Source organism: Ectopseudomonas oleovorans, from assembly GCF_003052605.1.
Taxonomy (GTDB): domain Bacteria; phylum Pseudomonadota; class Gammaproteobacteria; order Pseudomonadales; family Pseudomonadaceae; genus Aquipseudomonas; species Aquipseudomonas oleovorans_A.
The window spans coordinates 20714-39273 of sequence record NZ_QASO01000049.1; the positions used below are offsets into that span (position 1 = coordinate 20714).

Consider the following 18560-nt stretch of genomic DNA (forward strand, 5'->3'; position numbering starts at 1 on the left):
GAGCATTTTGAGCCTGTTTTTAACGCAGCATCACCGAGTGCAGTAGTTTTCACGCAGCCTGCTACAGGCGGAATTCGTGGCCCAGGTAAACCTCTTTCACCGTCTGGTTGGCGAGGATGGTCTCGGCGTCACCTTCGGCGATCAGCTGTCCATCGTTGACGATGTAGGCGGTCTCGCAGATGTCCAGGGTTTCGCGCACGTTGTGATCGGTGATCAGGATGCCGATGCCCTTGGTCTTGAGGTGATGGATGATCTGCTTGATATCGCCCACCGAGATCGGGTCGACCCCGGCAAAGGGTTCGTCGAGCAGGATGAACTTGGGGTTGGTGGCCAGCGCGCGAGCAATCTCCACGCGGCGTCGCTCACCGCCGGACAGGCTCATACCGAGGCTGTCGGCGATATGGTGGATATGGAATTCCTGCAGCAGGCTTTCCAGTTCTGCCTGACGCCCGGCGCGGTCCAGGTCCTTGCGCGTTTCGAGGATGGCCATGATGTTGTCGGTCACCGACAGCTTGCGGAAGATCGAGGCTTCCTGCGGCAGGTAGCCGATGCCGGCGCGCGCGCGACCATGCATGGGCTGGTGACTGACGTCGAGGTCGTCGATCAGCACGCGGCCCTGGTCGGCGCGTACCAGGCCGACGATCATGTAGAAGCAGGTGGTCTTGCCTGCGCCGTTGGGGCCGAGCAGACCGACGATCTGACCGCTTTCGATGCTCAGGCTGACGTCACGCACGACCTGGCGGCTCTTGTAGCTTTTCGCCAGGTGTTGGGCTTTGAGAATGGCCATTACTGCTGCTGATCCGCGGGTTTGTTCTTCGGTTGGATGACCATGTCGATACGCGGGCGCGGCGTGCTGACGTTGCCGCCTGTTGCGCGGCCGGCGTTGACGATCTGGCGGCGGGTGTCATAGACGATCTTCTCGCCTTCGAAGGTATTGCCTTCCTGAATCACCTTGGCCTGGTCGATCAGTACGATGCGCTCATTGCTGGCGAAGTACTGGATGGTCTTGCCGTAGGCCTTGACGATGTCCTTGTCCACGGCTGGCTTCTGCTCGTAGTACGCCAGGTTGCCCACCGAGGTGAAGACGTCGATATCGCCGCTGGCGGTCTGGGTGATGGTGACGGTGTCACCCGTGATCTTCAGGGTGCCCTGAGTGATGATCACATCGCCGCGGTAGACGGCTACACCTTGTCGGTCATCCAGTTCTGCGCTGTCGGCCTGGATGCGAATCGGTTGATCACGATCCGATGGCAGTGCCCAGGCAGCCGCGCTTCCCAATGCGGCGCCGAGGCTGAGAATCAGGGGGAGGGTATTAACGAACCTCATGCTGGCCTCTTACGTTGGACTGCAGGAGCATCCTGCCGTCATTCAAGTACGCTTTCATTCCTTGTGCCGTGGTTACCCCGTTGGCCGCGACGATTCTAACGGCTTGCTCGGTCTGCGCATATTCCTTGTCAGGAATAACGGTCATGCGGCTGCTGGTGATGATGGTTGGACGGTTCTTGGCGTCGGTGCGGGCGATGCGCACGTCGTCGATCAGTTCTACCTCGACGCCGCCAGGCGAGACTTCGGCGCGCTGGCTGGTGACTTCCCAGGGCAGCTCGGTGCCGCGATAGAGCTCCAGCTTGGGGGCGTCGATCAGGGTGATGTCGGTGCTTTTGATGTGCTCGAGCTTGTCCGCGGTCATGCGGTAGTGCAGTTTGCCGTCATCCTGGAACTGCACGGTGCGCGCGCCCACTGCATAGAAGTCAACGACGTTGTTGTCGCTGGCCCGCTGGGCTTGGCGTGCGCTGTCCGGGGCAAGGTTCCAGTAGCCGAGTGCGGCCACGACGACTGCAATCAGAGCAAAGATCAGAGTGTTGAGGATTTTACGCGGCATGCTGTTCTCTACAGGTAGGCGGCCTGGGCCGCATCCAGTGTGCCCTGGGCACGCATGATCAGTTCGCAGAATTCCCGTGCCGCACCGTCGCCGCCGCGTGCCTGGGTTACGCCATGGGCGTGCTGGCGCACGAAGCTGTCGGCGCTGGCTACGGCCATGCCCAATCCGACACGGCGAATGACTGGAAGGTCCGGCAAGTCGTCGCCAAGATAAGCAACCTGTTCATAGCTTAGGCCGAGTTCGGCGAGCAGGCCGTCGAGTACCACGAGTTTGTCTTCACGACCCTGGAACAGGTGCTGGATACCCAGGTTATTGGCGCGGCGCTCGACCACCGGGGTTTTGCGCCCGCTGATGATGGCGGTGCGCACACCCGAGTTGATCAGCATTTTGATGCCGTGACCGTCGAGTGTGTTGAAGGTCTTGAACTCGCTGCCGTCTTCGAGAAAGTACAGGCGGCCGTCGGTCAACACACCATCGACGTCGAAGATCGCCAGTTTCACGGCGCGTGCGCGTTGCAGCAGTTCGTTCATCACATCACTCCCGCACGCAGCAGATCGCCGAGGTTGAACGCGCCGATCGGGCGATCATTGCCGTCGACTACCACCAGGGCGCTGATCTTGTTGTCTTCCATGATCTTCAGGGCTTCGGCGGCGAGCATCTCGGCGCGAATGGTCTTGCCGTGCGGCGTCATCACGTCGTCGATCCGGGCATCGCGTACATCGATGCCCTTGTCCAGTGCGCGGCGCAGGTCGCCATCGGTGAAGATCCCGGCCAGATGGCCATCAGCCTCCAGGACGGTGGTCATGCCCAGGCCCTTCTGGGTCATTTCCAGCAGGGCGTCACGCAGGCTGGTGCCGCGGGTGACTTGAGGCAGGCTCTCGCCGCTGTGCATCACGTTCTCTACCTTGAGCAGCAGGCGCCGGCCAAGGGCGCCGCCCGGATGGGAAAACGCGAAGTCTTCGGCGGTGAAGCCGCGCGCTTCCAGCAGGGCGATGGCCAGTGCGTCGCCCAGTACCAGGCTGGCGGTGGTCGAGGAGGTCGGCGCCAGGTTGAGTGGGCAGGCTTCCTGCGAGACGCGCGCATCGAGATTGACATCGGCGGCCTTGGCCAATGGAGAATCCGGGTTGCCGGTCATGCTGATCAGGCGGATGCCGAGGCGTTTGATCAGCGGCAGCAGGGTGATGATCTCGGCGGTCGAGCCCGAGTTCGACAGCGCCAGGACGATGTCGTCCTTGGTGATCATGCCCATGTCGCCATGGCTGGCTTCTGCCGGGTGGACGAAGAAAGAGGGGGTGCCGGTGCTGGCCAGGGTCGCAGCGATTTTGTTGCCGATATGCCCGGACTTGCCCATGCCGACTACTACCACGCGTCCCTTGCAACTGAGAATCAGCTCGCAGGCCTTGATGAAATCGGCATTGATGCGGGGCAATAGCTCCTGTACCGCTTCAAGTTCGAGGCGGATGGTGCGCTGCGCGGAATCAATCAGGTCACGGGTCTGGTTCATGCTGGGCAAGGCTGTCGGGCGAAAAAAGACGAGGATTATAACGGGAAAAGCTTGTCGTGCTCACCTTTGCCGTATGCAGGGCAGTGCCGAAGCTGTCGCAAGTCTGAACGCTGCGCCGTGGTGCTATTGGGCGAGATGTTCGGCAAATGCTATAGTTCGCGGCCATTTTGGCCCGATAGGGTCTGTTCCCGTTTCGCTCGCGGCTCGCGATGAAGCGGGAGCAGACCCTAACTGGCGCGTGTCCTCGCTTCTGGAGGCGGCGTCTGCCAGGAAGGCCTGATTTTCAAGGAGTTCAGATGAGCGCCGAGCACGAGTACGCGATCGAGTTGCAGGGCGTGAGCTTTCAGCGCGGCGCGCGGTCGATTTTCGACCAGGTCGATATCCGCATACCGCGCGGCAAGGTGACCGGCATCATGGGGCCGTCCGGCTGCGGCAAGACCACGCTGCTGCGTCTGATCGCTGCCGAGCTGCGTCCTTCGGCCGGTGATGTTCGTGTAGCGGGCGTCAGCCTGCCGAAGCTGTCGCGCGACGAGCTGTTCGACATGCGCAAGCAGATGGGCGTGCTGTTTCAGAGCGGTGCACTGTTCACCGACCTCGATGTGTTCGAGAACGTGGCCTTTCCCCTGCGTGTGCATACCCAACTGCCGGAAGAAATGATCCGCGACATCGTCCTGATGAAGTTGCAGGCCGTTGGCCTGCGCGGAGCGCTGGAGCTGATGCCGGACGAGTTGTCTGGCGGCATGAAGCGCCGTGTCGCGCTGGCCCGAGCCATTGCGCTCGATCCGCAGATTCTGCTGTATGACGAGCCTTTCGTCGGTCAGGACCCCATCGCCATGGGCGTCCTGGTGCGCCTGATCCGCCTGCTCAACGATGCGCTGGGGATCACCAGTGTGGTGGTTTCTCACGATCTTGCAGAAACCGCCAGTATCGCCGACTACATCTATGTCGTCGGTGATGCACAGGTGCTGGGGCAGGGCACACCGGCCGAGTTGATGGAGTCGGATAACCCGCGCATTCGCCAGTTCATGAAGGGCATTCCGGATGGGCCGGTGCCGTTTCATTTTCCGGCGCCGGACTACCGCGAAGATCTGTTGGGGAGAGGTTGATGCGCAGAATTTCACCGCTCGAACGGCTGCGCCTGTTCGGTCGTGCGGGTATCGATGTGGTCGCGACCCTGGGGCGCTCTGTCCTGTTTCTGGTCAACGCTCTGTTCGGGCGCAGCCGTGCCGGCAAGCCTTTGCAGCTGTTGATCAAGCAACTGTTCGCGGTTGGCGTGATGTCGCTGGCGATCATCGTCGTGTCCGGCATCTTCATAGGCATGGTGTTGGCCCTGCAGGGCTACAACATTCTGGTCAGCTATGGCTCCGAACAGGCTGTTGGGCAGATGGTCGCCCTGACCCTGCTGCGTGAACTTGGCCCGGTGGTGACCGCGCTGCTGTTCGCCGGTCGCGCCGGCTCGGCGCTGACTGCCGAGATCGGCAACATGAAGTCCACCGAGCAGCTCTCCAGCCTGGAGATGATTGGCGTCGACCCGCTCAAGTACATCGTCGCGCCGCGGCTGTGGGCCGGCTTCATCTCCATGCCGCTGCTGGCGATGATCTTCTGCGTGGTCGGTATCTGGGGTGCGGCGATGGTCGCCGTGGATTGGCTGGGCGTCTACGAGGGCTCGTTCTGGGCCAACATGCAGAACAGTGTTTCCTTTTATGACGATGTGCTCAATGGCGTGATCAAGAGCATCGTCTTCGCCTTCGTGGTGACCTGGATCGCCGTGTTCCAGGGCTACGACTGTGAGCCCACTTCCGAAGGCATCAGCCGTGCGACCACGCGCACCGTGGTGTACGCCTCGCTGGCCGTGCTTGGCCTGGATTTCATTCTGACCGCTTTGATGTTTGGAGATTTCTGATGCAAAACCGCACGCTGGAGATTGGTGTCGGCCTGTTCCTCATGGCCGGTGTGCTGGCCCTGCTGTTGCTGGCCCTGCGCGTCAGCGGCCTGAGCGTCGGCAGTGCTGGCGATACCTACAAGGTCTACGCCTATTTCGACAACATCGCCGGGCTGACCGTGCGCGCCAAGGTCACCATGGCCGGCGTGAGCATCGGCAAGGTCACTGCGATCGATCTGGATCGTGACAGCTACATGGGCCGGGTGACCCTGGAGCTCGATGGCGGCGTCAATAACCTGCCTGAGGATTCCACTGCGTCGATCCTGACTGCGGGGCTGCTCGGTGAGAAATACATCGGCATCAGCGTTGGTGGTGACGAGGAGGTGCTCAAGGACGGCAGCACCATCCACGACACGCAGTCCTCGCTGGTGCTGGAAGACCTGATTGGCAAATTCCTGCTCAATTCGGTCAATAAAGATGAGGCCAATTGATGAGGGCTCCTGACATGTTCAAAACCGTGCGTAATTCCCTGCTGGTGTTGCTGGCTGCCATGCCGCTGCTGGCCATCGCTGCACCAAGCGCCCATGAAGTGGTGCAGCAAACCACCGAAACCCTGCTGGCGGACCTCAAGGCCAATAAGGAGCGGTACCGCAACAATCCCAATGCCTTCTACGACTCGCTCAACGAGATTCTCGGCCCGGTGGTGGATGTCGAGGGCATCGCCCGTGGCGTGATGACCGTGCGCTATTCGCGTCAGGCTTCGCCTGAGCAGATGAGCCGCTTTCAGGAGAACTTCAAGCGCAGCCTGATGCAGTTCTATGGCAACGCCCTGCTCGAGTACAACAACCAGGACATTCGTGTGCTGCCAGCCAGCGGCGGGGCCGAGGGCGAGCGCACCTCGGTCGGCATGGAAATTCGTGATGGCAAGGGCGTGGTCTACCCGCTGTCCTACACCATGGTGTTGATCGATGGTCGCTGGAAGTTGCGTAACGTGGTGATCAACGGCATCAACGTCGGCAAGCTGTTCCGCGATCAGTTCGCCCAGTCGATGCAGAACAACCGCAACGATCTCGACAAGGTCATCGACACCTGGGCTGACACAGTCGCCAGGGCGCGTCAGGCTCGAGGCGAATCGTGAGTCAGGCGAGCATCGGCGAGCGCGCTGCTGGGCAATTGCAGCTCAGCGGTGTGCTCGATTACAGCACCGGTCCGCTGCTGCGTGAGCAGGGCGCGCGCCTGATCGCCGCCAGCAGCGCGACGCGTCTGACGCTCGACTGCAGCGCGGTGGAAAAGTCCAGCAGCGTCGGCCTGGCGCTGTTGCTGGCGTTCATGCGCGATGCGCGCAAGGCCGGGCGTGAGCTGACCATCAGCGCGCTGCCCGACGACATGCGCGAGATCGCTCAGGTCAGCGGCTTGCTGGAGTTGCTGCCGCTGCAAGCGTGAAGTGTTTCCCGTCGTTGTGTCTGTGCCGGTGCTGGCGGGGTTCGCAGGCGGGAGGCTTTTTTGTATGATGGCCGACCCGCGGGCGCTGGTAGCCCGAATGCGTCAGTCGAGGTCGAGCATGCAGGCTGCAGAAGTAAAAAGCCTCCTAGAGGAAAAACTCCCGAATACCCAGGTGGAAGTCGAAGGCGAAGGCTGTAACTTCCAGCTCAACCTGATCAGCGACGAACTGGCCGCCCTCAGTCCGGTCAAGCGTCAGCAGCAGATCTATGCTCACCTCAATGCCTGGATCGCCGATGGCAGCATCCATGCGGTGACCATGAAATTCTTCAGCCAGGCCGATTGGGCCGCGCGTTCCTGAGCCTGCGGGCGACGAGATTCCTATGGATAAACTGATCATTACCGGCGGCGTTCGCCTCGATGGCGAAATCCGCATTTCCGGTGCGAAGAACTCTGCGCTGCCGATTCTGGCGGCCACTTTGCTGGGCGACGAGCCCGTCACCATCTGCAACCTGCCGCACCTGCACGACATCACCACCATGATCGAACTGTTCGGTCGCATGGGCATCGAGCCGGTGATCGACGAGAAGCTGGCAGTCGAGGTCGACGCGCGCGCCATCAAGACCCTGGTCGCGCCTTACGAGCTGGTAAAAACCATGCGCGCCTCGATTCTGGTGCTTGGCCCCATGGTTGCGCGTTTCGGTGAGGCCGAGGTGGCGCTGCCGGGCGGCTGCGCCATTGGTTCGCGTCCGGTCGATCTGCACATCCGTGGCCTCGAGGCCATGGGGGCGATCATCGATGTCGAGGGTGGTTACATCAAGGCCAAGGCGCCGGAAGGTGGCCTGCGTGGCGCGCATTTCTTCTTCGATGTGGTCAGCGTGACCGGCACCGAGAACATCATGATGGCCGCGACCCTGGCCAAGGGCCGCAGCGTGCTGGAAAACGCCGCGCGTGAGCCTGAGGTGGTCGACCTGGCCAACTGCCTGATCGCCATGGGCGCGAAGATCCAGGGTGCCGGTACCGACACCATCATCATCGACGGCGTCGAGCGCCTGCATGGCGCGCGTTTCAACGTCATGCCCGACCGTATCGAGACCGGCACCTACCTGGTGGCCGCTGCCGTTACCGGTGGTCGAGTCAAGGTCAAGGACGCCGATCCTTCGACTTTGGAGGCCGTGCTGGCCAAGCTGCAGGAAGCAGGCGCCGAAATCACCACCGGTCCGGACTGGATCGAGTTGGACATGAAGGGCAAGCGCCCCAAGGCTGTCAACCTGCGTACCGCTCCCTATCCGGCGTTCCCCACCGATATGCAGGCGCAGTTCATCGCCCTGAACGCGGTAGCTGAAGGCACCGGCACCATCATTGAAACCGTGTTCGAAAACCGTTTCATGCATGTCTACGAGATGCTGCGCATGGGCGCCAACATCCTGGTCGAAGGCAATACGGCCGTGGTTACCGGGGTCGACAAGCTCAAGGGCGCACCGGTGATGGCGACTGACCTGCGCGCCTCGGCGAGCCTGGTGCTGGCTGCGCTGGTGGCTGACGGCGATACGCTGATCGACCGCATCTACCACATCGACCGTGGTTACGAGTGCATCGAAGAGAAGCTGCAACTGCTCGGTGCCAAGATCCGCCGCGTTCCGGGTTGATGGCGATCTGCTGCGCGTCGGTTCTGCTGCGTTAAAAACAGTCTGGAACGCCAGCCCGGTCGAATGCTCATTTGCAACTTGTAAACTCCGCTTCCTCGCCTGTTTTTGCCTTGCATGACTCTAGCTCGCGAGATCGCAGATAGTGTGGCCAACCTTCTCGGGAGGCCGCTACCGCTCAAGGAAACCGTTCCATGCTGACCATCGCCCTGTCCAAAGGCCGCATTCTCGATGACACCCTGCCATTGCTGGCGGCGGCGGGCATCGAGCCGACCGAGAACCCGGACAAGAGCCGCAAGCTGATCATCCCGACCACTCAGGATGACGTGTGCCTGCTGATCGTACGTGCCACCGACGTGCCCACTTACGTCGAGCATGGCGCAGCCGACCTCGGCGTGGCGGGCAAGGACGTGCTGATGGAGTACGGTGGCCAGGGCATCTATGAGCCGCTGGATCTGCAGATCGCCAAATGCAAGCTGATGACGGCTGGCAAGGTCGGTGCGCCGGAGCCGAAAGGCCGCCTGCGCGTGGCCACCAAGTTCGTCAACGTCGCCAAGCGCTACTACGCCGAGCAGGGCCGTCAGGTCGATATCATCAAGCTCTACGGCTCGATGGAACTGGCGCCGCTGGTGGGCCTGGCGGACAGGATCATCGATGTGGTCGACACCGGCAACACCCTGCGCGCCAACGGTCTGGAACCGCAGGAGCTGATCGCCACCATCAGCTCGCGCCTGATCGTCAACAAGGCTTCGATGAAGATGCAGCACGCGCGCATCCAGTCCCTGATCGACACCCTGCGTAGCGCCATCGAGGCGCGACATCCGCACTGATCTCTTTCGAGGAAGCGCTGAAGTAGTCGTCATTCCCGCGAAGGCGGAAACCCAGAACATGCAGCACCTGGGCTCCCGCCTTCGCGGGAGTGACTGTTCAGAGTTTTCTCCAGCCTATCCGTGTCATAGCCAAATTCTCAGGTGCCCGCACGGTGGGCTTGCTACTCTAGCGGCGCCTGAAATTTGCCATCACACGAGGCTTAGCCATGACTGCTCCAATCGCCATTCGCCGACTCAATGCCGCTGACCAGGATTTCGCCCGACACCTGGATCATCTGCTGAGCTGGGAGAGCGTGTCCGACGATGGCGTCAACCAGCGCGTGCTGGAAATCATCCAGGCCGTGCGCGAGTGTGGCGACGCTGCTCTTGTCGAATACACCCAGCGTTTCGATGGCCTGCAGGTCGCCTCCATGGCCGACCTGATTCTGCCGCGCGAGCGCCTGGAACTGGCCCTGACCCGAATCAGTGCCGAGCAGCGCCAGGCGCTGGAAGTGGCTGCCGAGCGGGTGCGCAGCTACCACGAGAAGCAGAAGCAGGACTCCTGGCGCTACACCGAAACCGACGGCACCGTGCTGGGGCAGAAGGTCACCCCGCTGGATCGCGCCGGCCTGTACGTGCCGGGCGGCAAGGCGTCCTACCCGTCCTCGGTGCTGATGAACGCCATTCCGGCCAAGGTCGCCGGTGTGCCGGAAGTGGTAATGGTGGTGCCGACCCCGCGCGGTGAGATCAACGAGATCGTTCTCGCTGCTGCCGCCATCGCCGGTGTCGATCGTGTGTTCACCATCGGTGGCGCCCAGGCCGTGGCCGCGCTGGCCTATGGCACCGAGAGCGTGCCGCCAGTCGATAAAATCGTAGGACCTGGCAACATCTACGTGGCCACCGCCAAGCGTCATGTGTTCGGCAAGGTCGGCATCGACATGATCGCCGGCCCCTCCGAGATTCTTGTGGTCTGTGACGGCCAGACCGATCCGGACTGGATCGCCATGGACCTGTTCTCCCAGGCCGAGCACGACGAAGATGCTCAGTCGATCCTGGTCAGCCCGGATGCCGCCTTCCTCGGCCGCGTCGCCGAGAGCATCGCCAAGTTGCTGCCGACCATGGAGCGTGCCGAGATCATCCGCACCTCGCTGGAAGGCCGTGGCGCGCTGATCCAGGTGGCCGACATGGCGCAGGCCATCGAGGTGGCCAACCACATCGCGCCGGAGCACCTGGAGCTGTCGGTCGCCGATCCGGAAGCCTGGCTGCCCGAGATTCGCCACGCCGGTGCGATCTTCATGGGCCGCTACACAGCAGAAGCCCTGGGCGACTACGTGGCAGGCCCGAATCACGTGCTGCCCACTTCCGGCACCGCGCGGTTCTCCTCGCCGCTGGGGGTGTACGACTTCCAGAAGCGCTCGTCGATCATCTTCTGCTCGCCGGATGGCGCGTCGGAGCTGGGCAAGAGCGCCTCGGTGCTGGCCCGTGGCGAATCGCTGACCGCGCATGCGCGTAGCGCCGAGTACCGTATCAAGCCATAGGCCAGTCCGAACCTGTAGGAGCCAGCTCGCTGGCGAGCCGTGCCTGAAAGTATCGCCGGCAAGCCGGCTCCTACATCAAACAGATCGAACCATTTCGAGGAGAGAAGGGCAGATGAGCAAATTCTGGAGCCCCTTTGTCAAAGACCTGGTGCCCTATGTGCCAGGTGAGCAGCCCAAGCTGAGCAAGCTGGTCAAGCTCAATACCAACGAGAACCCTTATGGTCCTTCGCCCAAGGCCATTGCGGCGATGCAGGCCGAGGTCAACGACAACCTGCGCCTGTACCCGGACCCCAACAGCGATCGCCTGAAGCAGGCAGTGGCTGACTACTATGGCGTGCAGACCAACCAGGTGTTCGTCGGCAACGGCTCTGACGAGGTGCTGGCGCATGCGTTCCATGGCCTGTTCAAGCATGACGCGCCTTTGCTGTTCCCGGATATCAGTTACAGCTTCTATCCGGTTTATTGCGGCCTGTACGGTATAGAGCAGCAGCAGGTGCCGCTGGACGAGCAGTTTCAGATCCGCGTGGAGGATTATGCTCGGCCCAATGGCGGCATCATCTTCCCCAACCCCAATGCGCCGACCGGCTGTCTGCTGCCGCTCGAGGCCATCGAGCGCCTGCTGCAGAACAGCCCGGACAGCGTGGTGCTGGTAGACGAGGCGTATATCGACTTCGGCGGCCAGACGGCCATCGCTCTGGTCGACAAGTATCCGAACCTGCTGGTCACCCAGACCCTGTCCAAGTCGCGCTCTCTGGCGGGCTTGCGCGTAGGCATCGCGGTCGGTCATCCGGATCTGATCGAGGCGCTGGAACGGATCAAGAACAGCTTCAACTCCTATCCGCTCGATCGCATGGCCATCGCGGGTGCTGCGGCGGCGTTCGAGGATCGCGCTTATTTCGAGAAAACCTGCCAGCAGGTGATCGACAGTCGTGAGGTAGTTGTCGCCGGTCTACAGGGGCTGGGCTTCGAGGTGCTGCCTTCGGCGGCGAACTTCGTCTTCGCCCGTCATCCGGACAAGGATGCCGCGACTCTGGCAGCCGGGCTGCGTGAGCAGGGGGTGATCGTGCGTCACTTCAAGCAACAGCGCATCGCCCAGTTCCTGCGTATCAGCATTGGTACGCCGGAGCAGAATCAGGCGCTGCTGGACGTGTTGCGGGGGCTCTGAAGGCGCCCGACTGTTAGCTGCAGTGCACGAAAAAGCCGGCGTGATGCCTAGGGTCTGTTGCCGTTTCGACGCGGCCGTGCGCGAAACGGCAACAGACCCTGATGTCGATCAGATAAGGTTTTTGGCTTTTGTAGGGTGGCCCGGGCGGCGCTCCGCTTCAGTCCTCCAACGGCGGCCAATGTGGGCTGAAGCCCACCCTGCAAATCGAACCGCCGGGCAACAGTTAAATTCGTTCCTATACGATTGCAGCGCCCGTAAACCAAGCGTTTAGGCACTTAACTGACTGGCACTAGGCGTGATGCCGACTATTTCGTTGCGTAGAACTCAGTTGTCGTTGACTGGCGGGCGGATGCCGATTTCGGCGGTCAGCTGCAGTGGTTTGCCGTTGCGCAACACGTCGATGCGAATCTTGTCGCCTGGCTTGGTACGTGCAACCTGATTCATCGAACGGCGACCGTCGCTGGCCGCTTCGCCATCGATGCTGAGGATCAGATCGCCCGGCTGCAGGCCGGCTTTCTGCGCCGGACCATCGCGATAGACACCCGCCACGACGATGCCGGGGCGTCCATCGAGACCGAAGGATTCGGCCAGCTCCGGCGTCAGCGGCTGCACCTCGACACCGAGGTAACCGCGGATCACCTTGCCGTGTTCGATGATCGCCTGCATCACTTCCATGGCCAGTTTCACCGGGATGGCGAAGCCGATGCCCTGCGAGCCGCCGGACTTGGAAAAGATCGCCGTGTTGATGCCCACCAGGTTGCCGTGCGCATCGACCAGTGCGCCGCCAGAGTTGCCTGGGTTGATCGCCGCATCGGTCTGGATGAAGTCTTCGTAGGTATTGAGGCCCAACTGGTTGCGCCCGGTGGCGCTGATGATGCCCATGGTCACGGTCTGGCCGACGCCGAAGGGGTTGCCGATGGCCAGGGTCACATCGCCGATGCGAATGCTGTCGGAGCGCCCCAAGGTGATCGCCGGGAGATTGGGCAGGTCGATCTTCAATACGGCCAGGTCGGTTTCCGGGTCGCTGCCGATCACCCGTGCCAGGGTTTCGCGGCCGTCCTTGAGGGCGACGATGATCTGGTCAGCGCCGCTGACCACGTGGTTGTTGGTCAGCAGGTAGCCTTCACGGCTCATCAGCACCGCCGAGCCGAGGCTCGACTCCATACGTTGCTGGCGGGGCAGGTTGTCGCCGAAGAAGCGGCGGAAGGTTGGGTCTTCGAACAGCGGATGGGCGGGTTTGCTCACCAGCTTGGTGGTGTATAAGTTGGCGACGGCTGGCGATGCGGTATCGACTGCCTTGGAGTAGGACACTGGGCCTTCCTGCAGGCGGCTGTAGAGCGGTGCCTGTACCAGCTGCACTTCCTGGCGGGGCAAGCCGACCCACTCCGGGTAGCGCTGGATCAGCAGCAGTGCGAATAACACACCGACCAGCAGGGGCCAACCGAGAAAACGCAGTGCCTGGGGCATCGAGACAATCCTGAGGGTTGCGGGGGCCAAATCCGGCCCTTAAGGTGGCGCATTATAGTGAGGCGCTCGCCAATTAGGCAGCGGCCCGCAACAGCTTGTGAGGAATCTTCATGGCCATTGCCCTGACCACGCTCGTGGAAGAAGCTGACGCTTTTCTTAATGCGTCGCGAATCAGTGATTACTGCCCCAATGGCCTGCAGGTCGAGGGGCGCCCGCAGGTCAGCCGTATCGTCAGCGGCGTTACCGCGAGCCAGACATTGATCGAGGCCGCCATCGACGCCAAGGCCGATGTGCTGCTGGTGCATCACGGCTACTTCTGGAAGGGCGAAAACCCCTGCGTCACCGGCATGAAGCAGCGTCGCCTGAAAGCGCTGCTGGCGCACGACATCAGCCTGCTGGCCTATCACCTGCCGCTGGATGTGCACCCCGAGGTGGGCAACAACGTGCAGCTTGCACGTCAACTCGGCATCGTCGTCGAAGGCCCGCTGGAGCCGGAAAACCCGCGTACCGTTGGCCTTGTCGGCTCACTGGCCGAGCCGATGAGCGCCGCCGATTTTGCCCGGCACATCCAGCAGGTGCTCGGGCGCGAGCCGCTGCTGGTTGCGGGCGACGGGCTGATCCGCCGCGTTGGCTGGTGCACGGGCGGCGGCCAGGGCTATATCGACCAGGCGATTGCCGCCGGGGTCGACCTGTACCTGACCGGCGAAGCCTCCGAGCAGACCTTCCACAGCGCGCGTGAGAATGGCGTGAGCTTCATCGCTGCCGGTCATCACGCCACCGAGCGCTACGGCGTGCAAGCGCTGGGTGAGTATCTGGCACGGCGTTTCGCCCTCGAACACCTGTTCATCGACTGCCCGAATCCGATCTGAGCGCAGCGCATTTGGCGCTGAGCAGATTGCTCTAGGGCGAGCTACAAGTCGGCGTCATGCCACGCCGTGCGCGCCATGCATCCGTCCAACCGTTGTAGTGATCGAGGCCGGCAAGCTGCTCGATCTCGATGCACGATGAGTCGCCCAGGTATTGCTGCCAGCGCTCGGCCAGATTGGCCGGAACGTTGCGGTCCTGCATGCCGACCAAATGGCGCTGCGGCAGCTTTTGCAGGCGTTGCCTGTAATCGAGTGGCTCAAGTGAGCCGTGCAAGGGGCTGAATCGCTGTTGAGCCGCCCAGAGTCTTGGCGAAAGGTTGCCAGCCAGGCTTTGCACCGCCGATACGTCATCGCGCCGTGCGGCCAGTAGCAAGGCCAGCGCGGCGCCGCCAGAGTAGCCGATCAACTCCAACTGCTCGCTGCCGTATCGTTGTTTGAGCATGTCGAGCGCTTGATCGAGTGCGACGAGGACCTCGGGGGAGAAGCGCGCATCCGTCCATAATCCGATATGGCAACTTGCATTGCGGACGTACTGGCAGGGGCGCGCCAGCCAGGCGGCAGGTTGCGGGTCGCTGAGGGCCAGTAAAGCGAACCAGTCACCGCTGGGCGTGGGGTCGAGGCTGGGCTGGCCAGGGGTGATCCAGGCGCGACCATCGCCTTCGATGTAGACCCTTAAATGGGGACTGGCCTTGGGGTTGCGAGCCACCGCGGCCAGCAGCGGGAAGGGCTGGCTGTCTAGCACGAGTAGCTGGTGTCTGACCGAAAGTTGTTCTTCCAGGCGTTGTTTGGCTGGCGCGGCGCAACCGGCCATTGTGAGTATGAGCGACAGCGTCATGAGCGGGTAAAGTCTGCTAGTTGTTTTCATGGCTGCTCGTCATTCGAGAAAATCTTCATGCAAAAGCGAACGCCCGGCTCAGGCCGGGCGTTCGGGTACAGCGGACAGGCTGGGCGGCTTAGAAGTCGTAGCGCACCTTGGCCTGGAACACGTCGGCATCGAAGTCCGACTTGCCGATGCGATCATAGCTGCCGCCCAGGGTTAATGCCCCGATACGGTAGTTCAGAGCGATACCTGCCTCGTAGCTATCGCGCGAGGGCTTGGCGCCACTGGTCACGAAGGGCGTACCGCCCAGTACGTAGGAGGAGGTGCTGCGTGCCTGGTCGGCGGCGAAATCATGATAGGCCATCAGGCGCAGTTCCGGCTCCAGGGAGCCCTGACCGACGCGAATCTGGCTTGCCAGGCGAGCGCCTGCTCCCAGTTCGATGACTTCGTAACGCTGATCTTCCGTACGCAGGGCGGCGGACGAGCCCTTCTCCCGGTAGCCATCGATGTCGACGCGACTGTAGCGGCCGGCGACGCGTGGCTCCAGAGTGATGTTGCCTGCGTGCAGGCCGTAACCGGCCGTGACATTCAGACCAAGCAGCGAGCTGTCGTAGTTGCCTTTGGCCTGAGTGCCGGCGATGTAGCGTTTGCTGCTGTTGTCGTTGATGCCGTAGCTCAGGCTGGCATCGACGAACAGATTACCCTGCTCGAAGCCCGAATACAGGGTCAGCAACTGGCTGTCGACATCGGTCTTGTTACCAGTGTCGCTTTTCACGTCGGTGCGTAGGTTGCTGTACGCGACGCCGAGGGTCAGGTTGTCGCTCAGCTTGCCGTCGATACCAATGGAAATCCCCTTGCTGTCCGCATCGTAGCCGGCGATGCCGTCGCGACGGCCCTGGTCGGCGCTGCTGCTCAGCCCCTGCACCCAGACGCCAGCCTGGCTGAACGACGAGCCCGAGGAGCCGCCGCGCAGGGACGAGGTGCGGGAGCCGACCGCGCTGCTGGTCAGGCCCTGAGCGCCAGTGGCTGCCTGGCTGGCAGCACCATCGACTTGCGGGGTGAGTTGCTGGGCAAGTTTGGCCAGCTCGGCTTCACCGGCATTGGCGAAGGCCTGGGCGACGGCATCGTTGCTGTCGATGTTGCCCTGCTTCAACACGCCGCTATAGAACGGCGCGAAAGCGGCCTGGGCGTTACCGCTGGCACCGGCACCAGCAAGGATGTCCTCGGCCTGACTTGCGGCCTTGCCGCTGACGGTGGCCACTATCTGATTGTCGCCCACATTGAATTGATCGACATTGAGCAGCGCGGAGCTGCTGCTGACCTGCAGGCCCTGGTTGTCGATGGCTTCTGCGGCGAGCAGCAGATATTGCTTGCCGTCGGCGCTGAAGTCGCTGCCTACCGGTGTCAGCAGAAGCCGGCTGCCGTTGGCGAAGTAGGCGGTGCCGTTGACATCGAGAATTGCCTGGTTGGCGTTGGTGGCCTGGCTCAGGCTCAGCTCCACAGTGGCGCCAGTATTGACTTCCAGTTCACCGTTGAGCGTGGTGTGCGGACGTAGCAGAACCAGGTGGCCGGCTGTACCGTTGGGGCTGTCGCTGCTGTTGTACAGGTCGACCCAGCCCTTGCCTGCTTCACCGGTGCTAGGTGCGACCGTGCTGATGCTGTCGCCATCGAAGATACCCTTGCCGGTTACATCCAGCTTGAAAATACCCGCCAGGTTGCCGCCTATGGTGCCGCCGGCCAGCTCGACGCTGACCTGATTGCCGCTGCCGCCTTGAACGGCGTACTGGCCGCCCTGGAGCAGGCCGGCGCTTTGGGTTACGTGCACCGGTGCGACGCTGTTGTCGCCGATCCAGATGCCGAAATCGTCACCTTTGATCGTACCGCTGTTGTGGATACCGCCGGCGATGCTGGCTTGTTCCAGGCGGATGGCGCGAGCGTCATTGCCGATGGCGATGATCGAGCCACTGTTGTTCAGGCTACCGCTGGCTTCGACGCGGTCGAGATAGAGGCCATGGCTGCGCTCGCTGGCGCTCACGGCAATGGTGCCGCTGTTGGTGATCGATTGCACCGTGGCGGGTTTAACGCCCGATAGGTCGAGACCGAAAGCGATCTTGCCGTCTGCCTCAATCTTTCCGGTGTTGACGATGTCGGCCTCGGCCAGATCGCTATTGAGGATCTGGATACCCGCAACCTTGTTGCCGGATACCTTGATCGAACCGTCGTTGCGCACTTCGCCATCGGCATCGGAGCCGAACAGCAGGATGCCTCGGGTATCAGCCTCGCTGCTCGCAGTGACAGCGGCATTGCTGGTGTTGGTGACGGTGATGCTGCCTTCGTTGGTCAGACCGTCGACATTGCTGTTGAACAGCTCTATGCCAATGGCTTCATCGCCGCTCTGCACATCGATGCTGCCGAGATTGACCAGGCTGCCCTCGATATCGCTATCGTCGATCTGAATGCCGACGGCTTCGCCGGCAGGAGCGGAAGCGCTGATGGTGCCTGTGTTGCTCAGGCTGGCCAGCTCGCTATCGTCGACCTTGATACCTGTCGCATCACTGCCTGCCTGGGTGGTCGCTGTAATGTCGCCCGAGTTGCTGACCGCGCCCGCAGTGACGTCCTCCAGCCAGATACCCAGAGCCTCGGTAAGGGCGGTAGCCTTTATGCTGCCTGCATTGAGCAGCGATTGGATGCTGACCTGAGAAATATCGTATCCGCGCGCTTCTTCACCGCTGACTTCGATGCTGCCGGTGGCGCTATTGATGATGTCCGCTTCGGCCAGGTCGCTGTCGAGAATCTGGATACCGGTGGCGTCCGCTTCATCGTTGCCATTGACCTTGATCTGGCCATTGTTGCGCACATGACCGTCGATATTGGCGTACTGGACGAAGATGCCGGAGGGGTTGCCTTCGGTGATGGCGTCGTTGACGTCGATACCGTCGGTGATGGTAATGCTGCCGTCGTTGACCAGCCCGCCCTCGATATCCGCGTATTCGATGGTCATGCCCTGAGCCATCAGGCCGGACGCGTTCAGGCTGCCCTTGTTGATGACTTGGCCGTCGATCTGTACCGCGTCGCCCCAGCCGTCGCCGCTGATATCCAGCGCGCTGGCGTAGTTGCCGACCTCTGCCTGCGGGCCGGTCACGGTAATCTGCGCATCGAGGATCAAATCCCCCTGCAGATCGGTGCCGTCAGCCAGTTCCACGGCATCTTCTTCAGTCGTTAGGTTGCCGGTAATGGTCAGGGATTCGGTAAAGGTTTTACCTTCGAACTCTATTGGGCCGTTGCTGACGTCATAAATGACCGCATGTGCCTGCAGGCTGCTGGTGGCGATGGCCAGTGCCAGCAGAGACTTTGCGAGGTTCGGGTAAGGCATTGGGAGCTCTCCTTGAGCAGCATATAGTCAATAGCCGCAGTCTGGCGGCGGACGGATGGTAATAAGGATGATAGCTATAAGCCACCCTTGAGGTCATGCCTTTTGAGATGCGCGGGAGAATATAAGGTGCTTGAGTCGGACAAGGTCGCAGGCACTCAACGCTCGTGCTGC

19 protein-coding genes are annotated in these 18560 nt (G+C 62.0%); 11 read left to right on the plus strand and 8 right to left on the minus strand.

All coding sequences use genetic code 11. The annotated features are described in order from the left end of the window. Nucleotides 1–61: 61 nt before the first annotated feature. Genes lptB through DBO86_RS09295 form a run of 5 tightly spaced genes read right to left on the minus strand, consistent with a single transcriptional unit; the run spans nt 62 to nt 3383 of the window. The gene (gene lptB / locus DBO86_RS09275; protein WP_003459236.1) at nt 62–787 is read right to left on the minus strand and encodes an LPS export ABC transporter ATP-binding protein; all 726 of its coding nucleotides are present in this window, start codon (nt 785–787) and stop codon (nt 62–64) included. Beyond that, a complete protein-coding gene (gene lptA, locus DBO86_RS09280; protein WP_021488070.1) occupies nt 787–1326 on the minus strand; it encodes a lipopolysaccharide transport periplasmic protein LptA in 540 nt (179 codons plus the stop codon). Before lptA ends, lptB begins: the two co-directional genes overlap by 1 nt. Beyond that, nucleotides 1313–1879 carry an LPS export ABC transporter periplasmic protein LptC gene (gene lptC, locus DBO86_RS09285; protein ID WP_003459241.1) on the minus strand — a complete coding sequence of 189 codons (567 nt, stop codon included), beginning with the start codon at nt 1877–1879 and terminating at the stop codon, nt 1313–1315. Before lptC ends, lptA begins: the two co-directional genes overlap by 14 nt. Before the next feature lie 8 nt (nt 1880–1887). Then, complete coding sequence (locus DBO86_RS09290) at nt 1888–2409, minus strand: KdsC family phosphatase (RefSeq protein WP_003459242.1); 522 nt, start codon at nt 2407–2409, stop codon at nt 1888–1890. Beyond that, entirely contained in the window at nt 2409–3383 is a 975-nt protein-coding gene (locus tag DBO86_RS09295; RefSeq protein ID WP_003459250.1) for a KpsF/GutQ family sugar-phosphate isomerase, read from the minus strand. Before DBO86_RS09295 ends, DBO86_RS09290 begins: the two co-directional genes overlap by 1 nt. A 296-nt stretch (nt 3384–3679) precedes the next feature. Between DBO86_RS09295 and DBO86_RS09300 the strand changes: the two genes are divergently transcribed. From DBO86_RS09300 to hisC, 10 genes are all read left to right on the plus strand, one after another. Beyond that, a complete protein-coding gene (locus tag DBO86_RS09300) occupies nt 3680–4489 on the plus strand; it encodes an ATP-binding cassette domain-containing protein (protein WP_003459253.1) in 810 nt (269 codons plus the stop codon). After that, complete coding sequence (mlaE, locus tag DBO86_RS09305; protein WP_104728226.1) at nt 4489–5286, plus strand: lipid asymmetry maintenance ABC transporter permease subunit MlaE; 798 nt, start codon at nt 4489–4491, stop codon at nt 5284–5286. Before DBO86_RS09300 ends, mlaE begins: the two co-directional genes overlap by 1 nt. Next, nucleotides 5286–5756 carry an outer membrane lipid asymmetry maintenance protein MlaD gene (mlaD, locus tag DBO86_RS09310; protein ID WP_017678927.1) on the plus strand — a complete coding sequence of 157 codons (471 nt, stop codon included), beginning with the start codon at nt 5286–5288 and terminating at the stop codon, nt 5754–5756. Before mlaE ends, mlaD begins: the two co-directional genes overlap by 1 nt. Before the next feature lie 14 nt (nt 5757–5770). Beyond that, nucleotides 5771–6403 carry an MlaC/ttg2D family ABC transporter substrate-binding protein gene (locus DBO86_RS09315; RefSeq protein ID WP_039964321.1) on the plus strand — a complete coding sequence of 211 codons (633 nt, stop codon included), beginning with the start codon at nt 5771–5773 and terminating at the stop codon, nt 6401–6403. Next, nucleotides 6400–6708 (plus strand): STAS domain-containing protein, encoded by a 309-nt coding sequence (locus DBO86_RS09320; protein WP_003459265.1) that lies wholly within the window; start codon nt 6400–6402, stop codon nt 6706–6708. The genes DBO86_RS09315 and DBO86_RS09320 overlap by 4 nt, the downstream gene beginning before the upstream one ends. A gap of 118 nt (nt 6709–6826) precedes the next feature. Beyond that, nucleotides 6827–7066: a BolA family protein gene (locus DBO86_RS09325; protein ID WP_003459267.1), complete on the plus strand. Its 240-nt coding sequence runs from the start codon at nt 6827–6829 to the stop codon at nt 7064–7066. 22 nt (nt 7067–7088) lie between these two features. Then, nucleotides 7089–8354 carry a UDP-N-acetylglucosamine 1-carboxyvinyltransferase gene (murA, locus tag DBO86_RS09330; RefSeq protein ID WP_003459269.1) on the plus strand — a complete coding sequence of 422 codons (1266 nt, stop codon included), beginning with the start codon at nt 7089–7091 and terminating at the stop codon, nt 8352–8354. Between the two features lie 191 nt (nt 8355–8545). Then, nucleotides 8546–9181 (plus strand): ATP phosphoribosyltransferase, encoded by a 636-nt coding sequence (gene hisG, locus DBO86_RS09335; RefSeq protein WP_108233523.1) that lies wholly within the window; start codon nt 8546–8548, stop codon nt 9179–9181. Nucleotides 9182–9387: 206 nt separating this feature from the next. Further along, nucleotides 9388–10698, plus strand: coding sequence for a histidinol dehydrogenase (hisD, locus tag DBO86_RS09340; protein WP_108233524.1), 1311 nt, complete (start codon nt 9388–9390; stop codon nt 10696–10698). A gap of 112 nt (nt 10699–10810) precedes the next feature. Further along, nucleotides 10811–11863: a histidinol-phosphate transaminase gene (gene hisC / locus DBO86_RS09345; RefSeq protein WP_108233525.1), complete on the plus strand. Its 1053-nt coding sequence runs from the start codon at nt 10811–10813 to the stop codon at nt 11861–11863. A 324-nt stretch (nt 11864–12187) separates the two neighbouring features. On the opposite strand, the gene algW is transcribed toward hisC, so the two are convergent. Continuing rightward, entirely contained in the window at nt 12188–13330 is a 1143-nt protein-coding gene (algW, locus tag DBO86_RS09350) for a Do family serine endopeptidase AlgW (protein WP_108233526.1), read from the minus strand. Nucleotides 13331–13440: 110 nt separating this feature from the next. Between algW and DBO86_RS09355 the strand changes: the two genes are divergently transcribed. After that, a complete protein-coding gene (locus tag DBO86_RS09355) occupies nt 13441–14199 on the plus strand; it encodes a Nif3-like dinuclear metal center hexameric protein (protein ID WP_108233527.1) in 759 nt (252 codons plus the stop codon). A gap of 31 nt (nt 14200–14230) precedes the next feature. Here the strand turns inward: DBO86_RS09355 and DBO86_RS09360 are convergent, their stop codons facing one another. Next, on the minus strand, nt 14231–15061 hold the full coding sequence (locus DBO86_RS09360) for an alpha/beta hydrolase (RefSeq protein WP_244185529.1): 831 nt from the start codon (nt 15059–15061) through the stop codon (nt 14231–14233). Between the two features lie 88 nt (nt 15062–15149). After that, nucleotides 15150–18389 carry an autotransporter family protein gene (locus DBO86_RS09365; RefSeq protein WP_108233529.1) on the minus strand — a complete coding sequence of 1080 codons (3240 nt, stop codon included), beginning with the start codon at nt 18387–18389 and terminating at the stop codon, nt 15150–15152. Nucleotides 18390–18560: the final 171 nt, after the last annotated feature.